General features: G+C 52.1%; 17 protein-coding genes. 2 read left to right on the top strand and 15 right to left on the bottom strand.

Going from position 1 to position 19,403, the window contains the following annotated elements; genetic code table 11:
- The first annotated feature begins 54 nt into the window (after window positions 1–54).
- Window positions 55–984, top strand: a complete 930-nt coding sequence (locus FDW97_RS21815; RefSeq protein WP_038633395.1) for a LysR substrate-binding domain-containing protein — start codon at window positions 55–57, stop codon at window positions 982–984.
- A gap of 35 nt (window positions 985–1,019) precedes the next feature.
- Here FDW97_RS21815 and FDW97_RS21810 read toward each other — a convergent pair whose 3' ends face one another.
- From FDW97_RS21810 to pgaA, 6 genes are all read right to left on the bottom strand, one after another.
- Window positions 1,020–1,292 carry a GNAT family N-acetyltransferase gene (locus FDW97_RS21810; protein WP_003033869.1) on the bottom strand — a complete coding sequence of 91 codons (273 nt, stop codon included), beginning with the start codon at window positions 1,290–1,292 and terminating at the stop codon, window positions 1,020–1,022.
- 11 nt (window positions 1,293–1,303) lie between these two features.
- On the bottom strand, window positions 1,304–1,549 hold the full coding sequence (gene yjdI, locus FDW97_RS21805) for a 4Fe-4S mono-cluster protein YjdI (protein WP_160955400.1): 246 nt from the start codon (window positions 1,547–1,549) through the stop codon (window positions 1,304–1,306).
- Window positions 1,550–1,614: 65 nt separating this feature from the next.
- Window positions 1,615–2,121 (bottom strand): poly-beta-1,6-N-acetyl-D-glucosamine biosynthesis protein PgaD, encoded by a 507-nt coding sequence (gene pgaD / locus FDW97_RS21800; RefSeq protein ID WP_034167704.1) that lies wholly within the window; start codon window positions 2,119–2,121, stop codon window positions 1,615–1,617.
- Window positions 2,118–3,452, bottom strand: a complete 1,335-nt coding sequence (gene pgaC / locus FDW97_RS21795; RefSeq protein ID WP_034167705.1) for a poly-beta-1,6-N-acetyl-D-glucosamine synthase — start codon at window positions 3,450–3,452, stop codon at window positions 2,118–2,120. The genes pgaD and pgaC overlap by 4 nt, the downstream gene beginning before the upstream one ends.
- The gene (pgaB, locus tag FDW97_RS21790) at window positions 3,449–5,470 is read right to left on the bottom strand and encodes a poly-beta-1,6-N-acetyl-D-glucosamine N-deacetylase PgaB (protein WP_087856768.1); all 2,022 of its coding nucleotides are present in this window, start codon (window positions 5,468–5,470) and stop codon (window positions 3,449–3,451) included. Before pgaB ends, pgaC begins: the two co-directional genes overlap by 4 nt.
- 9 nt (window positions 5,471–5,479) lie before the next feature.
- Complete coding sequence (gene pgaA / locus FDW97_RS21785) at window positions 5,480–7,942, bottom strand: poly-beta-1,6 N-acetyl-D-glucosamine export porin PgaA (RefSeq protein ID WP_137347466.1); 2,463 nt, start codon at window positions 7,940–7,942, stop codon at window positions 5,480–5,482.
- A gap of 808 nt (window positions 7,943–8,750) precedes the next feature.
- On the opposite strand from pgaA, the gene FDW97_RS21780 reads away from it, so the two are divergent.
- Window positions 8,751–9,287: a GNAT family N-acetyltransferase gene (locus FDW97_RS21780; protein ID WP_137351613.1), complete on the top strand. Its 537-nt coding sequence runs from the start codon at window positions 8,751–8,753 to the stop codon at window positions 9,285–9,287.
- Window positions 9,288–9,470: 183 nt separating this feature from the next.
- Here FDW97_RS21780 and FDW97_RS21775 read toward each other — a convergent pair whose 3' ends face one another.
- The 9 genes from FDW97_RS21775 to citC form a co-directional block, all read right to left on the bottom strand.
- On the bottom strand, window positions 9,471–10,910 hold the full coding sequence (locus tag FDW97_RS21775; RefSeq protein ID WP_038633412.1) for an anion permease: 1,440 nt from the start codon (window positions 10,908–10,910) through the stop codon (window positions 9,471–9,473).
- A gap of 95 nt (window positions 10,911–11,005) precedes the next feature.
- Window positions 11,006–13,600, bottom strand: coding sequence for a bifunctional aconitate hydratase 2/2-methylisocitrate dehydratase (acnB, locus tag FDW97_RS21770; RefSeq protein WP_137351612.1), 2,595 nt, complete (start codon window positions 13,598–13,600; stop codon window positions 11,006–11,008).
- A gap of 17 nt (window positions 13,601–13,617) precedes the next feature.
- Window positions 13,618–14,166 carry an alpha/beta hydrolase gene (locus FDW97_RS21765; protein ID WP_137351611.1) on the bottom strand — a complete coding sequence of 183 codons (549 nt, stop codon included), beginning with the start codon at window positions 14,164–14,166 and terminating at the stop codon, window positions 13,618–13,620.
- Window positions 14,167–14,193: 27 nt separating this feature from the next.
- Complete coding sequence (gene citG / locus FDW97_RS21760; protein WP_137347463.1) at window positions 14,194–15,069, bottom strand: triphosphoribosyl-dephospho-CoA synthase CitG; 876 nt, start codon at window positions 15,067–15,069, stop codon at window positions 14,194–14,196.
- The gene (citX, locus tag FDW97_RS21755) at window positions 15,044–15,583 is read right to left on the bottom strand and encodes a citrate lyase holo-[acyl-carrier protein] synthase (RefSeq protein ID WP_038633424.1); all 540 of its coding nucleotides are present in this window, start codon (window positions 15,581–15,583) and stop codon (window positions 15,044–15,046) included. Before citX ends, citG begins: the two co-directional genes overlap by 26 nt.
- Before the next feature lie 5 nt (window positions 15,584–15,588).
- Window positions 15,589–17,109 carry a citrate lyase subunit alpha gene (citF, locus tag FDW97_RS21750; RefSeq protein WP_038633427.1) on the bottom strand — a complete coding sequence of 507 codons (1,521 nt, stop codon included), beginning with the start codon at window positions 17,107–17,109 and terminating at the stop codon, window positions 15,589–15,591.
- 28 nt (window positions 17,110–17,137) lie between these two features.
- Window positions 17,138–18,013, bottom strand: coding sequence for a citrate (pro-3S)-lyase subunit beta (gene citE / locus FDW97_RS21745; protein ID WP_038633430.1), 876 nt, complete (start codon window positions 18,011–18,013; stop codon window positions 17,138–17,140).
- Window positions 18,013–18,303, bottom strand: a complete 291-nt coding sequence (gene citD / locus FDW97_RS21740; protein ID WP_110496928.1) for a citrate lyase acyl carrier protein — start codon at window positions 18,301–18,303, stop codon at window positions 18,013–18,015. The genes citE and citD overlap by 1 nt, the downstream gene beginning before the upstream one ends.
- Before the next feature lie 24 nt (window positions 18,304–18,327).
- The gene (citC, locus tag FDW97_RS21735) at window positions 18,328–19,395 is read right to left on the bottom strand and encodes a [citrate (pro-3S)-lyase] ligase (RefSeq protein WP_110496926.1); all 1,068 of its coding nucleotides are present in this window, start codon (window positions 19,393–19,395) and stop codon (window positions 18,328–18,330) included.
- Window positions 19,396–19,403: the final 8 nt, after the last annotated feature.

Here is a 19,403-nt window from a genome sequence, read left to right as displayed (position 1 = left end):
ACATTCAACAATCATTATGCGGCGGGGCGTGTTGGTAGCCTGAGGGGAGAAAAGATGAATTCCATTTTTACCGAGGAAAATCTGCTGGCATTTACCATGGCTGCCCGCTACAGCAGCTTCAGCAAGGCTGCGGAGGAGCTGGGCTTAACCACATCGGCTATTAGCTACACCATTAAACGCATGGAGATGGGGCTCGATGTGGTGCTGTTTACGCGTAGCACCCGAAGCATTGAGTTGACCGAGTCTGGTCGCTATCTGTTTCGCAAGGCCTCCGACCTGCTCAACGACTTCCACGCGATTAAGCGCAGCATTGATACCATCGCTCAGGGTATTGAAGCCCGGGTGCGCATCTGTATTAACCAGTTGTTGTACACCCCACAGCATACGGCGCGGCTACTGCAGGTACTCAAGAAACAGTTCCCTACCTGCCAGATAACCGTCACCACCGAGGTCTATAACGGCGTCTGGGATTCGATCATCAACAATCTTGCCAATATCGCCATTGGCGCGCCCGATACGTTACTGGACGGCGGCGGGATTGATTATACCGAGATCGGCGCTATTCGCTGGTCGTTTGCCATTGCCCCGGATCATCCGTTGGCTTTTATGCCTGAACCGATTTCTGAGAGCCAGTTGCGTTTGTATCCGAACATTATGGTGGAAGACACCGCCCACACCATTAACAAAAAGGTCGGGTGGTTGTTACACGGCCAGGAGTCGATTCTGGTTCCAGATTTTAATACCAAATGTCAGTGCCAAATTCTGGGCGAAGGCATCGGTTTTTTACCGGATTATATGGTGCGCGAAGCGATGGAAAAGTCGCTGCTGGTCACGCGACAGATCCACAATCCGCGTCAGGATTCACGGATGCTGCTGGCAACCCAGCATTCGGCAACCGGTCGAGTCACTCAGTGGATTAAAAAAGAGTTTGGCCCGCAAGGGGTACTGACGGGCATTTATCAGGATTTGTTGCATCGGGAGTGATATGCCGGATAAGGCTATCCGGCGGAAATCAGACTTCAGGCGCGAATATCGTCGTACTCGCGGGTTTTATCAAATTCATGTTTGGCAAACGGACACAGCGGAATCACTTTGCGATTTTCAGCGCGCATTTTCTCCACCACCTTCGCCACCAGCTGTTTGCCGACGCCCTGACCTTTCAGACTGGGGTCAACATCGGTATGTTCAATGATGCTCAGGTGCTCGCCCGTCGGCACAAAGACAATCTCGGCAACCTGATTGCCTTCAGCATCGTTGACATAAAATTTGTTGTGGCCTGCAAGAATTTCCATGGTTCCCTCACTTATTTCTGGCGATATTTCAGCGCACCGCTTGGACAGGTATCGATGACCTTAATAACCGTCGCGACATCCACTTCATCGGGGATTATCCAGGGTTTGCGTTTCAGATTGAAAAGCTTCGCGCTTCCCCGCACGCAGTTTCCTGAATGCTGACATATCGCCGTGTTGAAGTAGACGTCAATCTTCTCGCCGGTATAGGCCCGGTAACCTGCCTCCAGTAGTTCCTTTTCCACGACATTACCTCGCATTTTTATTGTCTGAGTCTAATCATAGACCGATGCGAGGCTGAAGGAAGTGGCGGGTAGCAGAAATATCACTCGGGCCTTTTCTGTAACAATGGCTCCCGCTCCGGCGGCAAATATTCCAGCATTGCAGGCGTCGGCGGCGGCAGGCGGTTATCGGCGATGTGCTTGTCCACATCGATATGACTGATTTCGCCATTCTCATGGTGATGGACCGTCAGCACCCTCGCTTTGTTCAACTCTGTAACCAGTTCACGGGTAATACGTAAACTTTCCGCCAGCTCATGGTCTTCCAGTCCTGGTCTGCGACTGCGACGCTCCACCCGAAAACGAAACTGGTTGTATTTCGCCCAGCCGATCAGCACCAGTCCGTTGACCAGCGCGACAAGGATGTAAAACGTGACCGTATCCAGTGTGGTGAAAAAGGGACGCACGCCCATATACGGTGAATGCGCCAGGGCCGTAATCAGCCCTTTGTAGATTAAGTATAAAAATCCAACCCAGGCAAAAATCGTTAACAGAACGTCAATGATGCGCGGCAACAGACGCCGCTCCGTAAAGATCAGCGGCTGACTCATGATTCGATCCTCCCTATTCCACGGTCAGGACTCACCCAGCGCGCCCTGCCGCGTTTGCGTTTGAGCATCACTTTCGGGAATGACACCAACGTGGTAAACAGGCTCAACAGCCAGTACACCACCGGGAACCAGATTATCCAGAACAATGAGGCGCCAATGCCTTTTTCATAGCGTCGTTCAATCATCAGGCTTATCGCAAACTGTATTAAGCAGACCACGCCGAGAATAAGTCCGGTAAAGGCTGGCGGGAACAGATGTTGAACATACAGCGAGTCCGGCATCGGGATCATCAGTCCCAGCAGGAACAGCACGATACTGATCGCATAGGCAAATGCCCAAGTGGTAGAAAAGCAGAACTCGAAAAATAGCGGCCACATGCGACGAAACTCCCACGACCACAGACGGCGCATGTTAACAATAAACACCTCCGCCCCGCCTTGCGCCCAGCGCAGGCGCTGCTTCCACAGCCCTCTTAACGTTTCAGGCATCAGGATCCAGCACAGCGCGCGCGGCTCAAAGAATATCGACCAATGGCGCAACTGCAGTTTCCAACTGATATCGATGTCTTCGGTGATCATGTCCGGGCTCCAGTACCCCACCTCGGCCAGCGCGCGACGACGAAACGCCGCAACTACGCCAGAGACGCTAAAGATCTGACCATAGACTCGTTGAGTACGCTTAATTAAGCCGATAATGGAAGAGAACTCACCGACCTGCACACGACCGATTAGCGTGGAACGGGTGCGAATACGCGGGTTGCCGGTTACCGCCCCAACGCGTGGGAACTGGATCAGCGGAGCGACCAGATACGCCACGGCATCGCGATCCAGTAACGCATCGCCATCAATACACACCAGGTAATCGCTGCGCGCAGCGGCCGCGCCCGTTTTGAGCGCCAGCGCTTTGCCCTGGTTTTCAGCCAGATGAATGACGCGCAGGCTGGGGTACTCAATCGCCAACTGTTCCAGAACATCGTGCGTATCGTCCGTTGAACCGTCGTTAATGGCAATCACTTCGATATTCTTGTAGCGCTGTGCCATCGCAGCGCCGATGGTTTCCCGCGCGTTGATCCCTTCGTTAAAGCAGGGGATCAAAATGGAAACCAGCGGATTTCCCTCCAGCGTCGGTGGCGGTGTATCGTCTCCCCATTTCCAGTGACGCTCACGATAAAACCAGAAATAGACCCCGCCGCTTATCCATAATGCAGACATGAATAAAGGCCAGAAGAAGACGAAGTTCAACATGACTTCACCTGTAAAGATGACAGCCACGCCAAACGGCAGGCTGAACATCAGGCAAAGTATCAGGAAAGCAATAATGCGATCGGTCATTTTTGCGGGTACCAGTATGAGGAGAACGTCGAGCGAATCTCTGACATCTCAGGTTTGTCGCTGATGAAATCATCCGGATAATAGCCGTAGTTACCTGCACCACTTAGTTTCAGTTGGCGCATCCATTCGGCTATTTGTTTTCCACTGATTTCTGCCTCGTCCCCGGATTTACGCCAGTCTCGTGCCTGCAGTTCAAACACGGTTTTGTCCAGCGCGCCGGGCGTTTGTGCAACGGCATTGACTAATCTGTCGAGCCAGGCATTGGCATCATTAGCCGGGATCTGCTCCATGAATGGCATCGCCATGGGTGCCGTCCAGTCATAGGTATTGAGGAAATCATTCAGGTTTTGCGCAAACCAGGCTTCGCTTTCAGGCTCCAGTACCGGCATGGCGTATATATTGCGGGCAGTTTGCACCTGCGGACCGCGAATATTGCGCACTGAGCGGGTCAACTGTTTGGTGAAGTCGATCAGCATCTTACTTTTCAGACGCGTCCAGCGTTCGAAGGTTTGAGGGTTGCTACGGATTTGCTCAATACTTCCCGGAAGCCCTGCGGCGCGGTAGGCGGCTAACGCCTCCGGTGACGCATCTTCAAAGTCCGTCAGGAAAGCATCGTCGTGGAACAAAATCCCTTTGAAGCTGGCATGCTTCGCCAGGTCTTCATAGATTTCAGTGATACGTTTACGCGCTTCGCTGTCCCAGGGAGACAGACGCACATAGTTCTCATGATTGATCGCAGTACGTCCTGTTTTCGGATCCCATGCCGTCACGCGTGGAATGGAAGCATCGAGGTCGAAAGCCAGTACCGGCATCCAGGCATATACCGTCACCCCGGCCCGCGTTTGTAACTGCCACGAGATATAGTTAAAGAGATCGGCACGCATCGGCAGCCAGCGGTTAGGGAAATAGAGTTCGCGAATATTCCCGTCGCCTTTAGGATCGGCGTACGCCTGCAGGAAGACATGAGAAATGCGCATGTCATAAACACGCTGGATCAACTTATCGATGTTTCGCTTCTGCTGGGCAGGATCTTTGTCATACACGTAATCCAGATCGACGTGCATCACACGCATCGTTTGTGGTTCACGTACCTGAGCGACCTGACTGGCAAAGCGCTTGAGAGACGGGTTATCAGAGATCAGTACGCGCGGGATATCATCAAGAAACGCAGCGTTCGCCAGCCCTTCATTGAGCGTAAAGGCCATCTTATAGCCATGTTCTTTGGCCAGGTTTAAGGTGGTGCCGTTAGCCGCACCATAAGGCCACACCCACGCGCGCGGCGATTTCCCGGTTACTGATTTAATCTTATTGGTGATCAGCGAGATATCAGTATTAATGCGACGATTGTACTGTTCGTCGGTTTCGTAAGTCCCGGTTTTCTTATCGAAAAGGCGATTCGCCACCGCAGGTTCTTTGCTTCCTTGCGGGTTCGCCTCAGCGCCGAAATGCGAGTTCCAGGTGTGCGCCCCCACTTCCACCAACGGCGATTTGCCCATTTCCTCGACCATCTTCCAGGTGGCAAATTTATCTCGCGCCGTCATTAAGCCGCCAAAATCGACTTTTTTATTGGCTGGAGAATCAACCCAACTGCCCACTGGAGCCCAGAGCGCAGGCCAGTTGTAGGCTTTCAGCAGCGGCCAGACGCGGGTATAAAAACTGCTGTATCCGTCGTCAAAGGTGAGTAAGACCGCTTTTTCCGGCAACACAATTTTACCGTCATGAGCGTCCAGAATTTGCTGCACGCTAATCGGGTTATAGCCATTATCACGCAGCCAGGCCATTTGATCGCTCAACGCGCTGGTGCGCACGGAGAGGTAGCGCTGGTCGGCGGCGCCATCCTCAACATCATGATAGCCGAGCACCAGGAAGCTGTTTTTCGGCCATGGATGATCTGCCGTCAACGGCGTTCTCTCTGCGGGAGGAACATAGCGAGGCGTTGTATTGTGCGCGCTACTGCACGCGGTAATCATCAACCAGCCAGCGATTAATGCGCTAAGCCACAGGCATCTTTTCAGCATGAACAATCCTTAAAACCTGACATTTAAATCGAAAGCGAGGGAGATATTCCGCTCACGTTTACCGTCATAGGGGCGTTTATCCCAAACCAGCATCACCCCGCCATCTACGACGTTGTTCCATTTGAGCCGTTGTCCATATCCCACCTGAACGATAGCGCCAACGTCTTCACCTTGCTGCCAGTAGCCACCCACTCCGGCTATGCCTTGCTGGGTCCACACGGTGTCATAATGGCGGTAAAGAACCTGTTCCGCGCTCAGGCCTGGCACAACGGAAAAATCACTCTTAGGGTTGTAATACGGCACATTCTCTTTAGTGTTGGTGCTCCCACCGATACCCGGAGTAAAGTCCAGCGTAAAGCGCGGCGTGGTCCACATGCGCTCTTTTCCGCTCAGCCCATATTCGATGCGATCGTTACCATCCGAGAAATGTGATGCGGCAAACGACAATTGGTATTCACGTCGTTCGTTTTGATACCAGCGAACAAACAAATCGCCGCTGTTGGCATATACGCCGCTACGCAGCGCGCGCAGTGGCGTGTTGCGCGAAAGACGCTCGGCCGAACCGCCCACGCGCCAGTTATCGTTGAAATCATGCCAGGCGGAAAGACGACCGCCTATTTTCTGCCCATCGCCATAGTTTCGGCCAGACACTTCCATTTCGGCCCAGTAATCACGGGAAGTCCATTCCGCACCTGCCGCCAGATCGCGGCTAATCCCTTTCCCTTCCTCAAACTCGCCGGTCGCGAAGTTGAATCCGGTAAACAGTCGCCAGTTGTCATTAATTGGCGGGCTGTAAATGGCCGTGTTGATGTTGAAATCATTCTTACCGCTGACCGGGCTATCGGACGAGATACCCTGCGTGCCGCTAATACGTACTTCCGACATTTTATGCACATCACGCATGCGTGCGAGGCGCAGCGTCGCTTCATCATCCGGACTGCGAGCAATAACGTCATCCGTCAGTTCATCGGCCTGCTTCCACTCCTGGAGATCCAGCGCCACATAGGCCTGCTGACGCTCCAGTTCCAGGTTACTGGGCTCAATCACTTCCGCCAGTTTAAGCTCTTTCTCCGCCGCATGCGGCAGTCCACGGGCTTCAAGAACAGAAGCATAGGATATGCGCAGCCCTTGGTTACCCGAGCCTGTTCGCGCCAGATGCTCTGCGAGTTTTTCTGCCTCCGGCAGTTCATTGGCAGCGATATGATATTGCGTCAGCAGCGACTGTCCCAGCAGCCAGTTATCGTTTGGCTGCGGCGTTGGCGAACCATAGATGCGTCGCAGATATGGGCTGTCTTTAATTAACGCATCGACCTGTTTTTTAGCTGCATCAAAGTTTTCATTATCGATGTGCGCGTAGAACAGATCCTGTTGATCCTCAGGACCGAGCGGCGTAACCGGAATCGGTCCGTTCGGATAGTAGATGCTCATCAGCATCGCTTCGGTTTTTTCCGGCTGCCGTTCGCTTAACCATGCCGATGCTACCCAGCGTTTTGCGTAGTTTGGCACCTCGCCGCTCGCAGACAGCGATTCGTATTCACTAATCACTTCAGAAGTGCGTTTACGGACCAGCAAGGCGCCCATGCGGTCAATTCTGGCCCGGCGGACATCATTCTGCGCAGAAGGCTCATCTTTCCAGGCAGTCAGCAACTGGTCATAACGGGCCAGCGCTTTATCAGCCACGATAAAACGCTCTTCTTCATTACGCGCAGAGGTATAAGAGGAACGTACCATTTCAGCCGCCGCATCAAGCTCAAGGCGACGTTTCACCGGATCGGCAGTTGGTACCACCTCTGCCATATTTAAGGCGGGCCCGGAAACGCGGTTTGCTGACAGCGCAGACAGTAATGTGGATTTTGCATTTTTGTTGCCTGGATCGACGTCATCCGCCTGGCTGGCAACTAACAATGCATCCCAGTTTTTTCCCTGCGAATGGTAGACATAGGCAAGTAGCGCATCAGAATCAGCCCCGGGATGCGCCTGCGCCCATTTATTCGCTTCAGTAAGGGCTTGCTGATTGTAGCGAGCATCCGCCAACGTCATTATCCAGCCGGTACGTACATCTACGTTATCAGGCTCTTCCTGTAAAACGCTTTCCCAGATGGCTAAAGAATCATTCCAGTTCTTCTGGTTGCGATATGCTCGTGCAGCGGCGACTTTGCCCCGGGCAGGTACATTCATCTGTCCACGATACTGCTGCCAGATTTCAATTGTGGTTTTATCGTTGTTATCGACCCAACTGGAAACTTGCAGCCAGTCGGCAACCTGATTTGGCGTTAGCGCGCTTTTCTTTCCCTGATCCTCAAGGAAACGTAATAGCGGTGCGCTATTACCTCCCCGCGCTTCAATAACCAAAGCGTCATAATCTGATACCGCTGCAAAGATTGGCATCGGGAAAAGAATGCTTGCCGTAAATAAACAGCTTACAGACTTAAAACGTTTAATGAAGTTGGCATGTCGACGCATACTTAACATATCTGCCCTTATATCTTACATCATAGTGAAAATAAGCGTTTTCAATAAGTTACAGTCAATCCCTGACGGTTGCCGACCATGTAAGACGCACTGCCGCTTATTTCGTAATAGGGTTATGAAGCAATTAATTCTTTCGTCTTATTGACTACCTGTGCCTCGTCCTCTAATCATTGGAAAGAAGGCATAAACTCGAGAATTTTATCACTCAGCGTAGTTCGTGGCTATGTAATAAGATAATGCTTAGGCAAAAAAAGGATTTTAGACTAAGTTATTCTAATACTCTTGGGATTGAATTCTGGATTTAGATTAATTTCCCGTGGAGAAGTCATGTGACGATGTTAACTATTGCCGGATGACATAACTACCCTCTGTAACTGTTCGCATGGTAACTATTTGGTATGAATAGAGAAAGTTCTGATAACAAGTGTTCAGATAACAAGATAAGCACTATAACGTATTTTTAGGTTGCAGGCAGTGTTGATGAAATAAAATTAAGGGTACAGCCGCAATAATAATTAGGTACAGTGATAATATCATGATATTAAAGTACTTTATTAATTTATGATTGAACGTTAGTATTTTTCCATCCGCCAATGTCGGTGTGGGAAATTATCAGTTTTCCTATTTAATATTTTTATTTATCACCCTGGCTTGCTATCGTCAGCATCAGCCACAATCAATTCTTTACCCTTACAATTAACAAGCCTAATTTCATTATGAACAGCTGATTGAAGCATAACTTTTTGCGCTTACCTTCCCTTCAGACTTTCAGGTAATCTGAAAAAAGACGCCAATGGGAGCTGGTCTAATGAAAATCGTTAATGCAGAAGAAAAACACATCCCCGCCATACGCGATATCTATGCACACCACGTTATTCACGGTACTGGCAGCTTTGAAACCACCCCACCGAATACCCACGAAATGCTGGCTCGTCTGGAAAAAATTCATAGTCTGGGGCTGCCCTGGGTTGTCGCCCTGCAGGAAGACAAGGTCATCGGATATTGTTATCTCACTCGTTATCGTGAACGCTACGCTTACCGCTATACCCTCGAAGATTCGATTTACATTGACCCGGCGGCACAGCGTCAAGGGGCGGGAAGTGCGTTACTGCGCCATGTTATTGACTGGGCCGAAACGCACGGCTATCGACAATTAATTGCCATGGTCGGCGACAGCAATAATCAGGGATCGTTAAAAGTTCATCAGCAGGTCGGATTTACAGAAATAGGCACGCTGAAAGACGTTGGCTTCAAGCATGGTCGCTGGCTGGATACAGTTTTGCTGCAACGCGCTCTGGGGGAAGGGAACGGTACACTACCAGCGGATGTCGATGCTGCTATTTAACTTTTCTAAGGGATGACTTCAGGAAAAGGAAATCTGGAGCGGGCGAAGGGCTGAGAGCAAGCCACGTAATTTATTGCTTACGAATACGTCACAATAGTGATGTGGTCGGGTGGCGGCTACGCTTGACCCGACCTACAGTTTTAGCCTTTCCAGCCAAGATTAGGCGTAGCCGCCACCGGGCGATTAAGACTGCAGCATACCGTGCTGTATCAGGAACCCCCACCAGGGAATACCGACGAGCATGTGAAGCACAAACGTGCACAATGCCACGATAGTACCGATTGTCCACCACGACTTAATGTCATTATACCCTGCGGCAAAGATAATCGGCCCCGCCGCGCCACCATAGTGAGTGATGCAACCGCCGTAGGAGTTGGAAAATAGGATGGCAAGTGCCAGCAAAACAGGTGCCGTTCCGGTGACCAGGCCTACAGTGGCAAAGACCGGTACCATTGCTGCGACGTATGCCCCGCCGGAAGCAAAGAAATAGCGCACCAGCACGCTGAGAAACACAATAATCACAATAGTCATATTCCCGGCACTGAGAAAATCCAGATGTGCTGACATGAAATCGGCCAGCCAGCGGAAAAATCCCTCCTTGCTCAGGGTTGCGCTCAGACCAATGATGCCCCCGTACCACATCAGGGTATTCCAGCCACCTTTATTTTTCTGGACATCACTCCAGCCAATAATATTAAACAGCAGTGCCGCTCCCATTGCGATAATGGCGACCGCAGATTCATTGAGTCCAAGTTTACGTGAGAAGATCCAGCCCAATAATGCAGCGACAAAAATGACCACCAGCCCTTTCTCTTTGAGGCTCATTGCCCCAAGACTTTGAAGTCCGTTGGTCGCAATAGCGACATTATCAATTTTTTTAATTTCCGGGGAAGCAACCCGGTAGCAGATATAGGGAATGATACACAGCATCAATAACCCCAACGGTGCTGCCGCCAGCATCCAGCCGATCCAGCTAATATGAATATGGAAGATATCTGAAATGAGCTGTAGCGCTAACGCGTTACCGGCAAAGCCCGTTAAAAACATATAGCTGGTCGTTTTCGTGACCATATAGACGTTGACCATTAAATAACGGCCAGCTTTGCTGGGTGACTCTTTTGGCGTTGAGCCCAATACTGTCGCGATGCTGTTAATAATAGGGAAAACCACCCCACCTGCCCGCGCGGTATTTGAGGGCGTCGCAGGCGCCAACACCAAATCCAGCAAGGCGGTAACATACCCCAGTCTCAGCGTCGTACTGCCAAATTTAAGGATAAACCAGTATGCAAGCCGTTTCCCGAGGCCGGTAGTGACAAATGCCGCACTCAGCGTAAAGGCGCTAAACACCAGCCAGGTGGTGCCTGACGCGTACCCGCTCAGCACATCCAGTGATTTGACGGGTGAATCCGGAAATTTTGTCACGGTAAAACAGGTTAACGCAACCGCAACCAGCATAATAACGGGTTCAGGATAGGGTTTAATAACCAGCCCAACGATAGCGGATAAATATATTCCTGCCAGTATCCACGCCTCTTTGGTTAATCCATCAGGCGGAGGAATAAATATTGATAATAATATTATCACGGCAAGCAAGATTGTTTTTAAAATATTCGATTTAAGCATATCTCACCCATGAGAAAAGGGTCCCTGAATAGCAGAGGCCGCTCCGCAGAGGAGCCTCCACACACTAAATACATTTATTAAACAAATGATAAATATTACAGATTCACAACCTTGATATTATCGCCTTCCGTGATTTGATATTCACTTAAGGTATCAAAACTGAGATAGCGATAGATATCCTCATGTGCGTCATAAAGCTTATCGGTATAGCTAAAATATTCTTCAACGGTGGGCATTTTACCCAACATGGCCGCGACAGTGCTTAATTCTGCGGAGGCAAGAAATACTTTAGCATTCGTTCCCAGACGATTCGGGAAATTTCGCGTCGAGGTCGATACCACGTTACTGCCTTCGCGAACCCTCGCCTGGTTTCCCATGCACAGGGAACAGCCCGCAGGCTCGATTCTCGCCCCTGATTTAATAAACTGACTAAAATAGCCTTCACGGGAGAGTTGTTGGGCATCCATTTTAGTCGGCGGCGCCAGCCACAAGCGCGCCTGGTTTTCGCTGCCATCGGCCATGATTTTACCCGCAGCGCGGAAATGACCAATGTTTGTCATGCAGGAACCAATGAAGACCTCTTCAATGGGCGTGCTGGCAACCTCAGTAAGTAACCGGGCATCGTCCGGATCGTTCGGGGCACAGACTACCGGTTCGGTGATTTCATTAAGATCAATATCAATGACAGCAGCATATTCCGCGTCAGGATCGGCAGACAGCAGCGACGGGCTAGCCAGCCATGCCTCCATCTCAGCAATACGGCGTTCAAGCGTGGCGGCGTTCTCATAACCCTGCTTAACCATCCAGCGCAGCAGGGCCGCATTGGAGCGCAAATATTGCGCGACATTGTCTTCCGCCAGACGCATAACGCAGGCCGCAGCGGAGCGCTCGGCAGAGGCATCAGCCAGTTCAAACGCCTGCTCTGCACTCAACATTTCCAACCCTTCAATTTCGAGGATCCGGCCCGAGAAAATATTGCGCTTATTCTTTTTCTCGACCGTTAACAGCCCCTGCTTTTTGGCATACAGCGGAATGGCATGCACCAGATCGCGCAGGGTGATCCCTTTCTGCATCTCGCCCTTAAAACGCACCAGTACTGATTCAGGCATATCCAGCGGCATAATACCCGTCGCGGCAGCGAACGCCACCAGCCCGGAACCACCAGGGAAGGAGATCCCCAGCGGGAAGCGAGTATGGGAGTCAGCGCCTGTACCAACCGTGTCCGGCAGCAGCATGCGGTTAAGCCATGAGTGGATAATGCCGTCGCCAGGTTTCAGCGCAACTCCGTTACGGCTGGTGATAAACTGCGGCAGGGTTTCATGGAGTTGAACATCTACTGGCTTAGGATATGCAGAGGTGTGGCAGAACGACTGCATCACCAGATCAGCTGAAAACGTAAGACATGCGAGGTCGGTTAGCTCGTCACGCGTCATCCCGCCGGTGGTGTCCTGAGAACCCACGGTCGCTATCTTCGGCTCGCAATACTGTCCAGGTCGGATCCCCGCGACGCCGCAGGCTTTACCCACCATTTTTTGTGCAAGCGTAAAACCTTTTGCGGAAGGCGCAACTAACGCGGGCTTGCGGAATACCTCGGAAGGCGCCAGCTTCAGGGATTCACGCGCTTTCGCCGTCAGGCTGCGTCCGATAATCAGCGGGATACGCCCGCCGGCGCGCACTTCGTCCAGCAGCACCTCGGTTTTCAGGGTAAAGGTTGTCACCAGCCGCTGGCTTTCTGTTTCACGAATTTCGCCCTTGTAGGGGTAAAGATCGATCAGCATCCCGGTCGTCAGCGCAGAGACATCCATCTCTACCGGCAAGGCACCGGAATCTTCCAGGGTGTTGAAGAAAATAGGGGCAATCTTGCCGCCAAATACAAACCCGCCGTTACGTTTATTCGGCACGTACGGAATATCGTTCCCGATGTGCCACAGGATGGAGTTGGTAGCGGATTTACGTGATGATCCGGTCCCCACGACGTCCCCCACGTACACCAGCGGCCAGCCGCCCTCTTTTAGCGCTGCCAACTGACGGACAGGACCACGCACGCCGGGTTCATCAGGCACAACCCCTTCCCTGACGTTACTGAGCATGGAGAGCGCGTGCAGCGGAATATCCGGGCGTGACCACGCCTCCGGCGCAGGAGACAAATCGTCGGTATTGGTCTCACCGGGAACCTTAAACACCTTCAGGGTGATTTTTTCAGCCATGGCCGGACGGCGGGTAAACCATTCGGCATTTGCCCAGGACTGCAGCACCTCTTGTGCCTGGACGTTACCGCTCAGTGCTTTGGCCTCAACCAGGCTGAATTTTTCGAAGATCAGGATCGTAGAAGAAAGCTGCTGCGCGGCCAGCGGTGCCAGATCGGGATGCTCAAGAAGATCGATCAGTGGCTGGACGTTATAGCCGCCCTGCATGGAGCCCAGCAGCGCCGTTGCTGCTTCGGGAGTAAGCCCGTCAACACGGTATTCCTGCAACGCCACCTTAAATAAAAACTCGGCTTTTAACTTTGCCGCAGGATCGACACCCGGTGGTACGCTATGGGTCAATAAATGAATTAATTCCGGATGATGTACGGGTGCATCATTGATTAAACGTTGAATCAGTGCATCAGTTTGTTGCGCTGTTAAGGGTTTCGCCGGAATACCCGATTCAGCACGCGCATGCTGGTGCTGATTATAATCATCTAACATAGGTTCTCCTGTTAAAGCTAAAGTTGTTCACAAAATTCTGTTAAGCGTTCGAGTCCGTACGGCCATTCGCCAAAGCCAGACTCGGCATTAATATGTCCCGCCTCCCCGATATCGATTAAATGCCCCTCCCAGCAAGCCGCCCAGAATTGCGCGCGCGAAAAAGGCATCAGGGGATCATTTCTGCTGGCAAACATCAGGCAGGGAACGGGTAAAGACGCGGGTTGAATGGCCTCTTCAAGGCCGAAAAACGCGGGTTCTGCCGGTGCGACCATAAGGACCCCGGCGACGTTTACCCGGCGCGTTTGCAGTAACCTGCACGACGCCAGCGCGCCAAAACTATGGCCGACGAGAATGGCGGGCAGCGGAGAAAGCGCCAGCTCGCGGGTAATGGCGGAAACCCAGTTTTCAATATCAGGTTCTAGCCAGTTTTTTTGCTGAATCCGCCTCCAGAAAGGAAAACGTCGCCCCCAGCAGCTTTGCCAGTGATATTCATCGCTGTCTCTCAGACCCGGCACCAGAATAAGGGTATAAACGTTTCTGAGCTGCTGCAGGCGTTGTTCAATCATGACGTTTTCCTGTTACGCTATTCGCGATTATTCGGCTGGAAATTGCGACAATAACCATCCAACGGCGATAAGATCTGCGCTACCGCCAGGGCTTAAATTCCGTTTGATAAATTCCGCGTCCATTCTGAATAACGCCTTGACTAATTTATCCGCCGTGAGACGCTGTATTTTTAATAATCGTCTGGCGTAACGTCTGGCGTAATTCAGCCCTGCGGTTCCTCCCCGAGAAACCAGATTGGTATCCGGATTTGCCGCCATCAGGCCCAGCAACATCCTCAGTAACGCCACCTCTTCGGATTCTCCCTGACGTAACGCGGTCTGCAGATGCGGAAGACCTGACTGGCGTACAGTGATGAAACCACTGGCGGCTTCCCCTCTTGCCCCGGTTAACCCGTATGCCTGAAACTGCTGCTCTCCCTTCGTTTTTGCGATACCGCTATTTTTCAATTCCTGCTCGACAATGCCGGTACAGATAAGGCTGGTCTCATGGCACAGGCTGCGTTGCGTGAGCGCGTCATGCCTTTGGGTAAGACGCCCCGCCGCAGCACACAGCAGCCCCAGCGAGAAGATCCCCCCTTTATGAGTGTTCACCCCGCCGGTGGCGGTAAACATCGCCTGCTCACAGGCCAGGCCAGTCGGCCTTAGCGCCCGCAGCGTTTGTGGGCCAGCAAGATAAGCAGTCTCTCTGCCTGTGTTGAAAAAGAGTGACAGCCAGGGGGCAATCGCCGCGATACTGGTTATGAACAGTGCGAAATTCATATCGCTATGCGCCCCGCTGTTTACGCGATCCACCAGACCCGGTTTCGGGGTTAAATTAATTTCCCGGTACAGGGCCTCGACAGCCAGCTCAGCAAAGGAGCGCTGAACGTCTGGTTCGTTAAATCTGGCAAGCGAAGTAGTCATCGGTTAACTCCTCGATCACGCGCGTTAGCTCGGCCTGCGAATGACGTCGCGAACGGGAACAAACATGAGCAGGTTCATGACAGATAAAGCATCTACGCATCGGCTGCTGGATGGCATTTCTTTTCAGCAGCCCCTTTTTCGGACAAAACACGTCGATATCCCACAGACGTCCCAAAGGATGGTTATCTTCCAGATGCGCCGTGACGTGTTTAATCATCCACGCGGGAGCCGCGACCGACCAGAGCGCTTCCGGCCCGGTGACCGGGTGCAACGCCTGATGCCGACAGACCTTCCACTGATGCGTGTGGAACAGCTCTCCGAGAGCCTGATTCGCAACGGCCATCACGCGTCTGGCCAGCGCGGTGTCCTTCACCTCGCCCGGCCAGACCAGCGTGACGGAAACCACGGTATGATCCGACTGAAACAGCCACGCCTGCTGCCGACGGGCTCGTTGCTCCCGGGAAGCCAGAACCTGTTCCAGAGAGACATTTGCATTCGAGGCTTTATCCGTCATGGGACTTACTCCTTCACCTGGCGAACCACATCAATCACACTGCCGTCGCGGTAGCGCACCACACCGACAATGCGGTCAGTAAATTCAACCGCCTTAGGTTTGCCCGAGATCAGCAGTGCCTGTTGATACAAGGCTTCGATGTCGACGACGGGCAGTCCGGCGTTGATCAGACGTTCGCGGATTTCGGGGCGCGCCGGATTAACGGCAATACCGTGGTCGGTAACCAGAACGTCAATACTTTCACCCGGCGTTACCAGCGTAGTGACCTGCCTGACGACGGTAGGAATGCGGCTGCGGATCAGCGGGGCAACGACAATAGTGAGATTTGCCGCAGCCGCGACGTCGCAGTGTCCACCCGACGCGCCGCGCATTACGCCGTCGGAGCCGGTCAGGACATTGACGTTAAACTGGGTGTCTACTTCCAGTGCGCTGAGGATGACCACATCCACCCTGTCGCAGCAGGCGGCTTTTGCGGCCGGGTTCGCATAGACGTTAGTGGAGATTTCCACATGGTCTGGATTGACCGCCATGGAGGCTGCCGCCGCACCGTCAAAGCTTTGCGTATCGAGGATCTTTTCAATTAACCCTTTCTGATGCAGATCGACAATGCTGCCAGTGATTCCGCCCAGTGCGAACCGGGCCACAATATTGTGCTTGCGCATCCGGGTTTCCATAAAACGCGTACACGCCGTTGACGCCGCACCTGAGCCGGTCTGAATGGAAAATCCGTTGCGGAAATAACCTGAGTGTTCGATCACGTCGGCGGCAGAACGGGCGATCATCAGCTCACGTGGATTACTGGTGACCCTGGCGGCGCCTACGCTGATTTTTGCCGGGTCGCCGACGCTCTCAATCTGCACAATATAGTCAACCTGATCCTGAACGATACTGGCTGGCAAGTTGGGGAAAGGCTTCAGGGTTTCGGTGAGCAACACCACTTTTTTGGCATATTTTGCATCGACCATGGCGTAACCGAGGGAGCCGCACTGCGATTTGCCGCCGTTGCCGCTGGCATTGCCATATTCATCGCAGCAGGAAACCGCCAGAAACGCAACGTCAATGGCAATTTCGCCCTTCTGAATCAAATTCACCCGCCCACCGTGGGAATGGATTTGTACCGGCTCGTCCATCAGACCGTGCGAAATTGCATCCGCCAGATCACCACGCATCCCGGAGGTATAGATTTTGCCGATCACGCCATTACGAATGTGTTCAATAAGCGGGGTATTGCATGACATTAACGAGCTGGACGCGAGCGTGATCCCTTTCAGGCCGCGCTGAGCCAGCTTATCCATCACGTAATTGATGACCTTATCCCCTTCGCGGAAGGCGTGATGAAAGGAGACGGTCATACCGTCATGCAGATCGCAGCGGGCCAGAACATCGTCCACACTGGCAAAAAGTTTGCGCTGGTACTTTTGCTGATGATCAGCAAGATAAGGCGTCGTCGCGTTCGCGCCGCTGAATGCGACGTACTCACGACGGGAGTCTGGAATGTGGTGCAGAGTTTCAGTTAGGTTTTTCATTATTCATCCTGTCGCTTGTAATGGGGGATTACTGACGAATGCCGGAAGCATTTTTGCGTTCGATAACCACGCGGGCATGGTTGATAATCGGCGCATCAATCATTTTGCCGTTCAGCGAAATCACCCCGAGTCCGTTGCGCTCCCCTTCCTCTGCAGCTGCAATCACGCGCTGCGCGTAATCCACCTCTTCCTGGGTTGGCGCGTAGGCGTTATGCAGAATTTCAATTTGTCGCGGATTAATCAGCGATTTTCCGTTGAAGCCCATCCGTCGAATCAGATCCACTTCCTTCAGGAAACCGGCTTCATCATTCACATCGGCGTACACCACATCGAAAGCGTCAATACCCGCCCCGCGCGCGGCATGTAATACGGCACAGCGGGCGTAAAACAGCTCTGTCCCGTCGCCTCGCTCAGTTTGCATATCCATCACATAGTCAAAGGCGGCCAGCGCAATCCCCATTAAACGGTCAGACGATTTCGCAATGGCGACTGCATTAATAACGCCAACGGCAGATTCGATCGCTGCCATTAATTTCGTTGAGCCGACAGGGCGCCCGCAATTTTCTTCAATGCGAACAATTTCGCGTTCAAGCTGGTGGATATCTTCCGGAGAGTCGGTTTTCGGTAAACGAATAACATCAACGCCCGCCCTGACGGCGGCTTCCAGATCTTTTAATCCAAAAGGTGTATTCAGCGGATTAATTCTGACAACGGTTTCAATATCTTTGTACATCGGGTTTTGCAGGGCATGAAATACCAGAAGGCGGGCGCTGTCTTTTTCTTTTAGCGCTACGGCATCTTCCAGATCAAACATAATGGAGTCCGGTTTATAAATATATGCCGTAGAAAGCATGGCGGCACTTGAACCCGGAATAAATAACATACTGCGACGTAACTTTTTCATTATAACTTTTCCCATGCAATATCTTCCCGAGCCGAACCTCTGAGCAGAGCAGCCTGTATACGGGCACGGATCACGCAATCCAGCGCGCCTTTATCATCAATAATGATCTGCCCTTGCTCGATGTTGAACGCAGCCAGGGTTTCATACACAACTTCGGTAATTCGGTCGCCGAACTGCTTATACACTTCGCTGTGAATGACCACATCCAGCCCGCTCTCGACGGGACTGACCTTCACCATAAGGTCACTGGACTCCAGCGTTCCCGCCATCGCGGCTTGTACAATTTTCATATCAGTTTTCCTGTGATAATGCGGTTAAACCGCTGCCGACAACGATTCGGATAAACGAGGCTGATGCTGTCCCCCGTTATTCAGAAACGCGCGCGTGGTGGCAGGCACCATACGACTGGCGGCAGCAATTTGGTTTTCTTTTAATAAACGACGAACGGCTGAAGCAGAGACCGGCACATCATTACCATCCGTTCTTCGTTCTATTTCGTGTACGTGAATACAGGCCGCTGTGCTCGTTGCATTTTCCAGCCAGTGATGCATCGCCCGGTTATATTCTGCGGTTAACTGACAGAATGGCTCCGTCCCCACAAAACGATGAGTGATATTCAGCGCAGGTGCGATGTAATTTCTGAACAGCATAAGATCAATTGCCGCGTAGACTTTATCTATCACCTGCTTATCTTTCAGGAAATAGCCTGGGAAGGTCCCGCGCGAAATAATATAGGCAGACCCCGGATGAACAGTGACATTTTTCAGATGCCGCGATCCGTCCCTGACCATCGCAAACCGTTCTTTAAACGAAAAAGCGGAGACATCTTCCTGAACCACGAAAACATGGAGCCAGTCGCACTGGCTTGCCGCATGCTCAATAAGATATTGATGGCCCAGCGTGAATGGATTCGCGTTCATCACGATCGCGCCAATATTTTTCCCCGGCACGAAATGGTGGCTACGCAACTGGCTGCAGTAACGATGAATACCAACCGGCGTATTCTCCATTAATGCCGCACAGTTATTGACGGTGACAAGCGGATAGAATCCGCATCCGCGAAACGACTTCACATTATCCGGACAGGTAAAAAGAAAGAGCTGATGTTCGCCGTTTTGTGCCGCCAGAAGTTCGGCCTCATGAATTAACGTCAGGATTAACGACGAGCCACGCCACCCGGAATCCACTGCGATGCATTTTAAGGTGTTACCCGCAATACCGGTGCAGGCAATAATCTGACGCTGGTAGAGTGCAACAATAAATTGCGAGATATCGTCATCAATGCCTAAACCGTTGCGTGCCAGGAAGCGGGCAACCTCCTCTCTGGCCTGAGCATTACCGGCTTTTATAACCTCAAATTCTGGCGTTCTGGCGGTGTACATCGTCTCTC

This window comes from Citrobacter sp. wls708 (genome assembly GCF_005281255.1).
Lineage (GTDB): Bacteria > Pseudomonadota > Gammaproteobacteria > Enterobacterales > Enterobacteriaceae > Citrobacter > Citrobacter werkmanii.
This window is presented reverse-complemented; position numbering and strand designations above follow the sequence as displayed.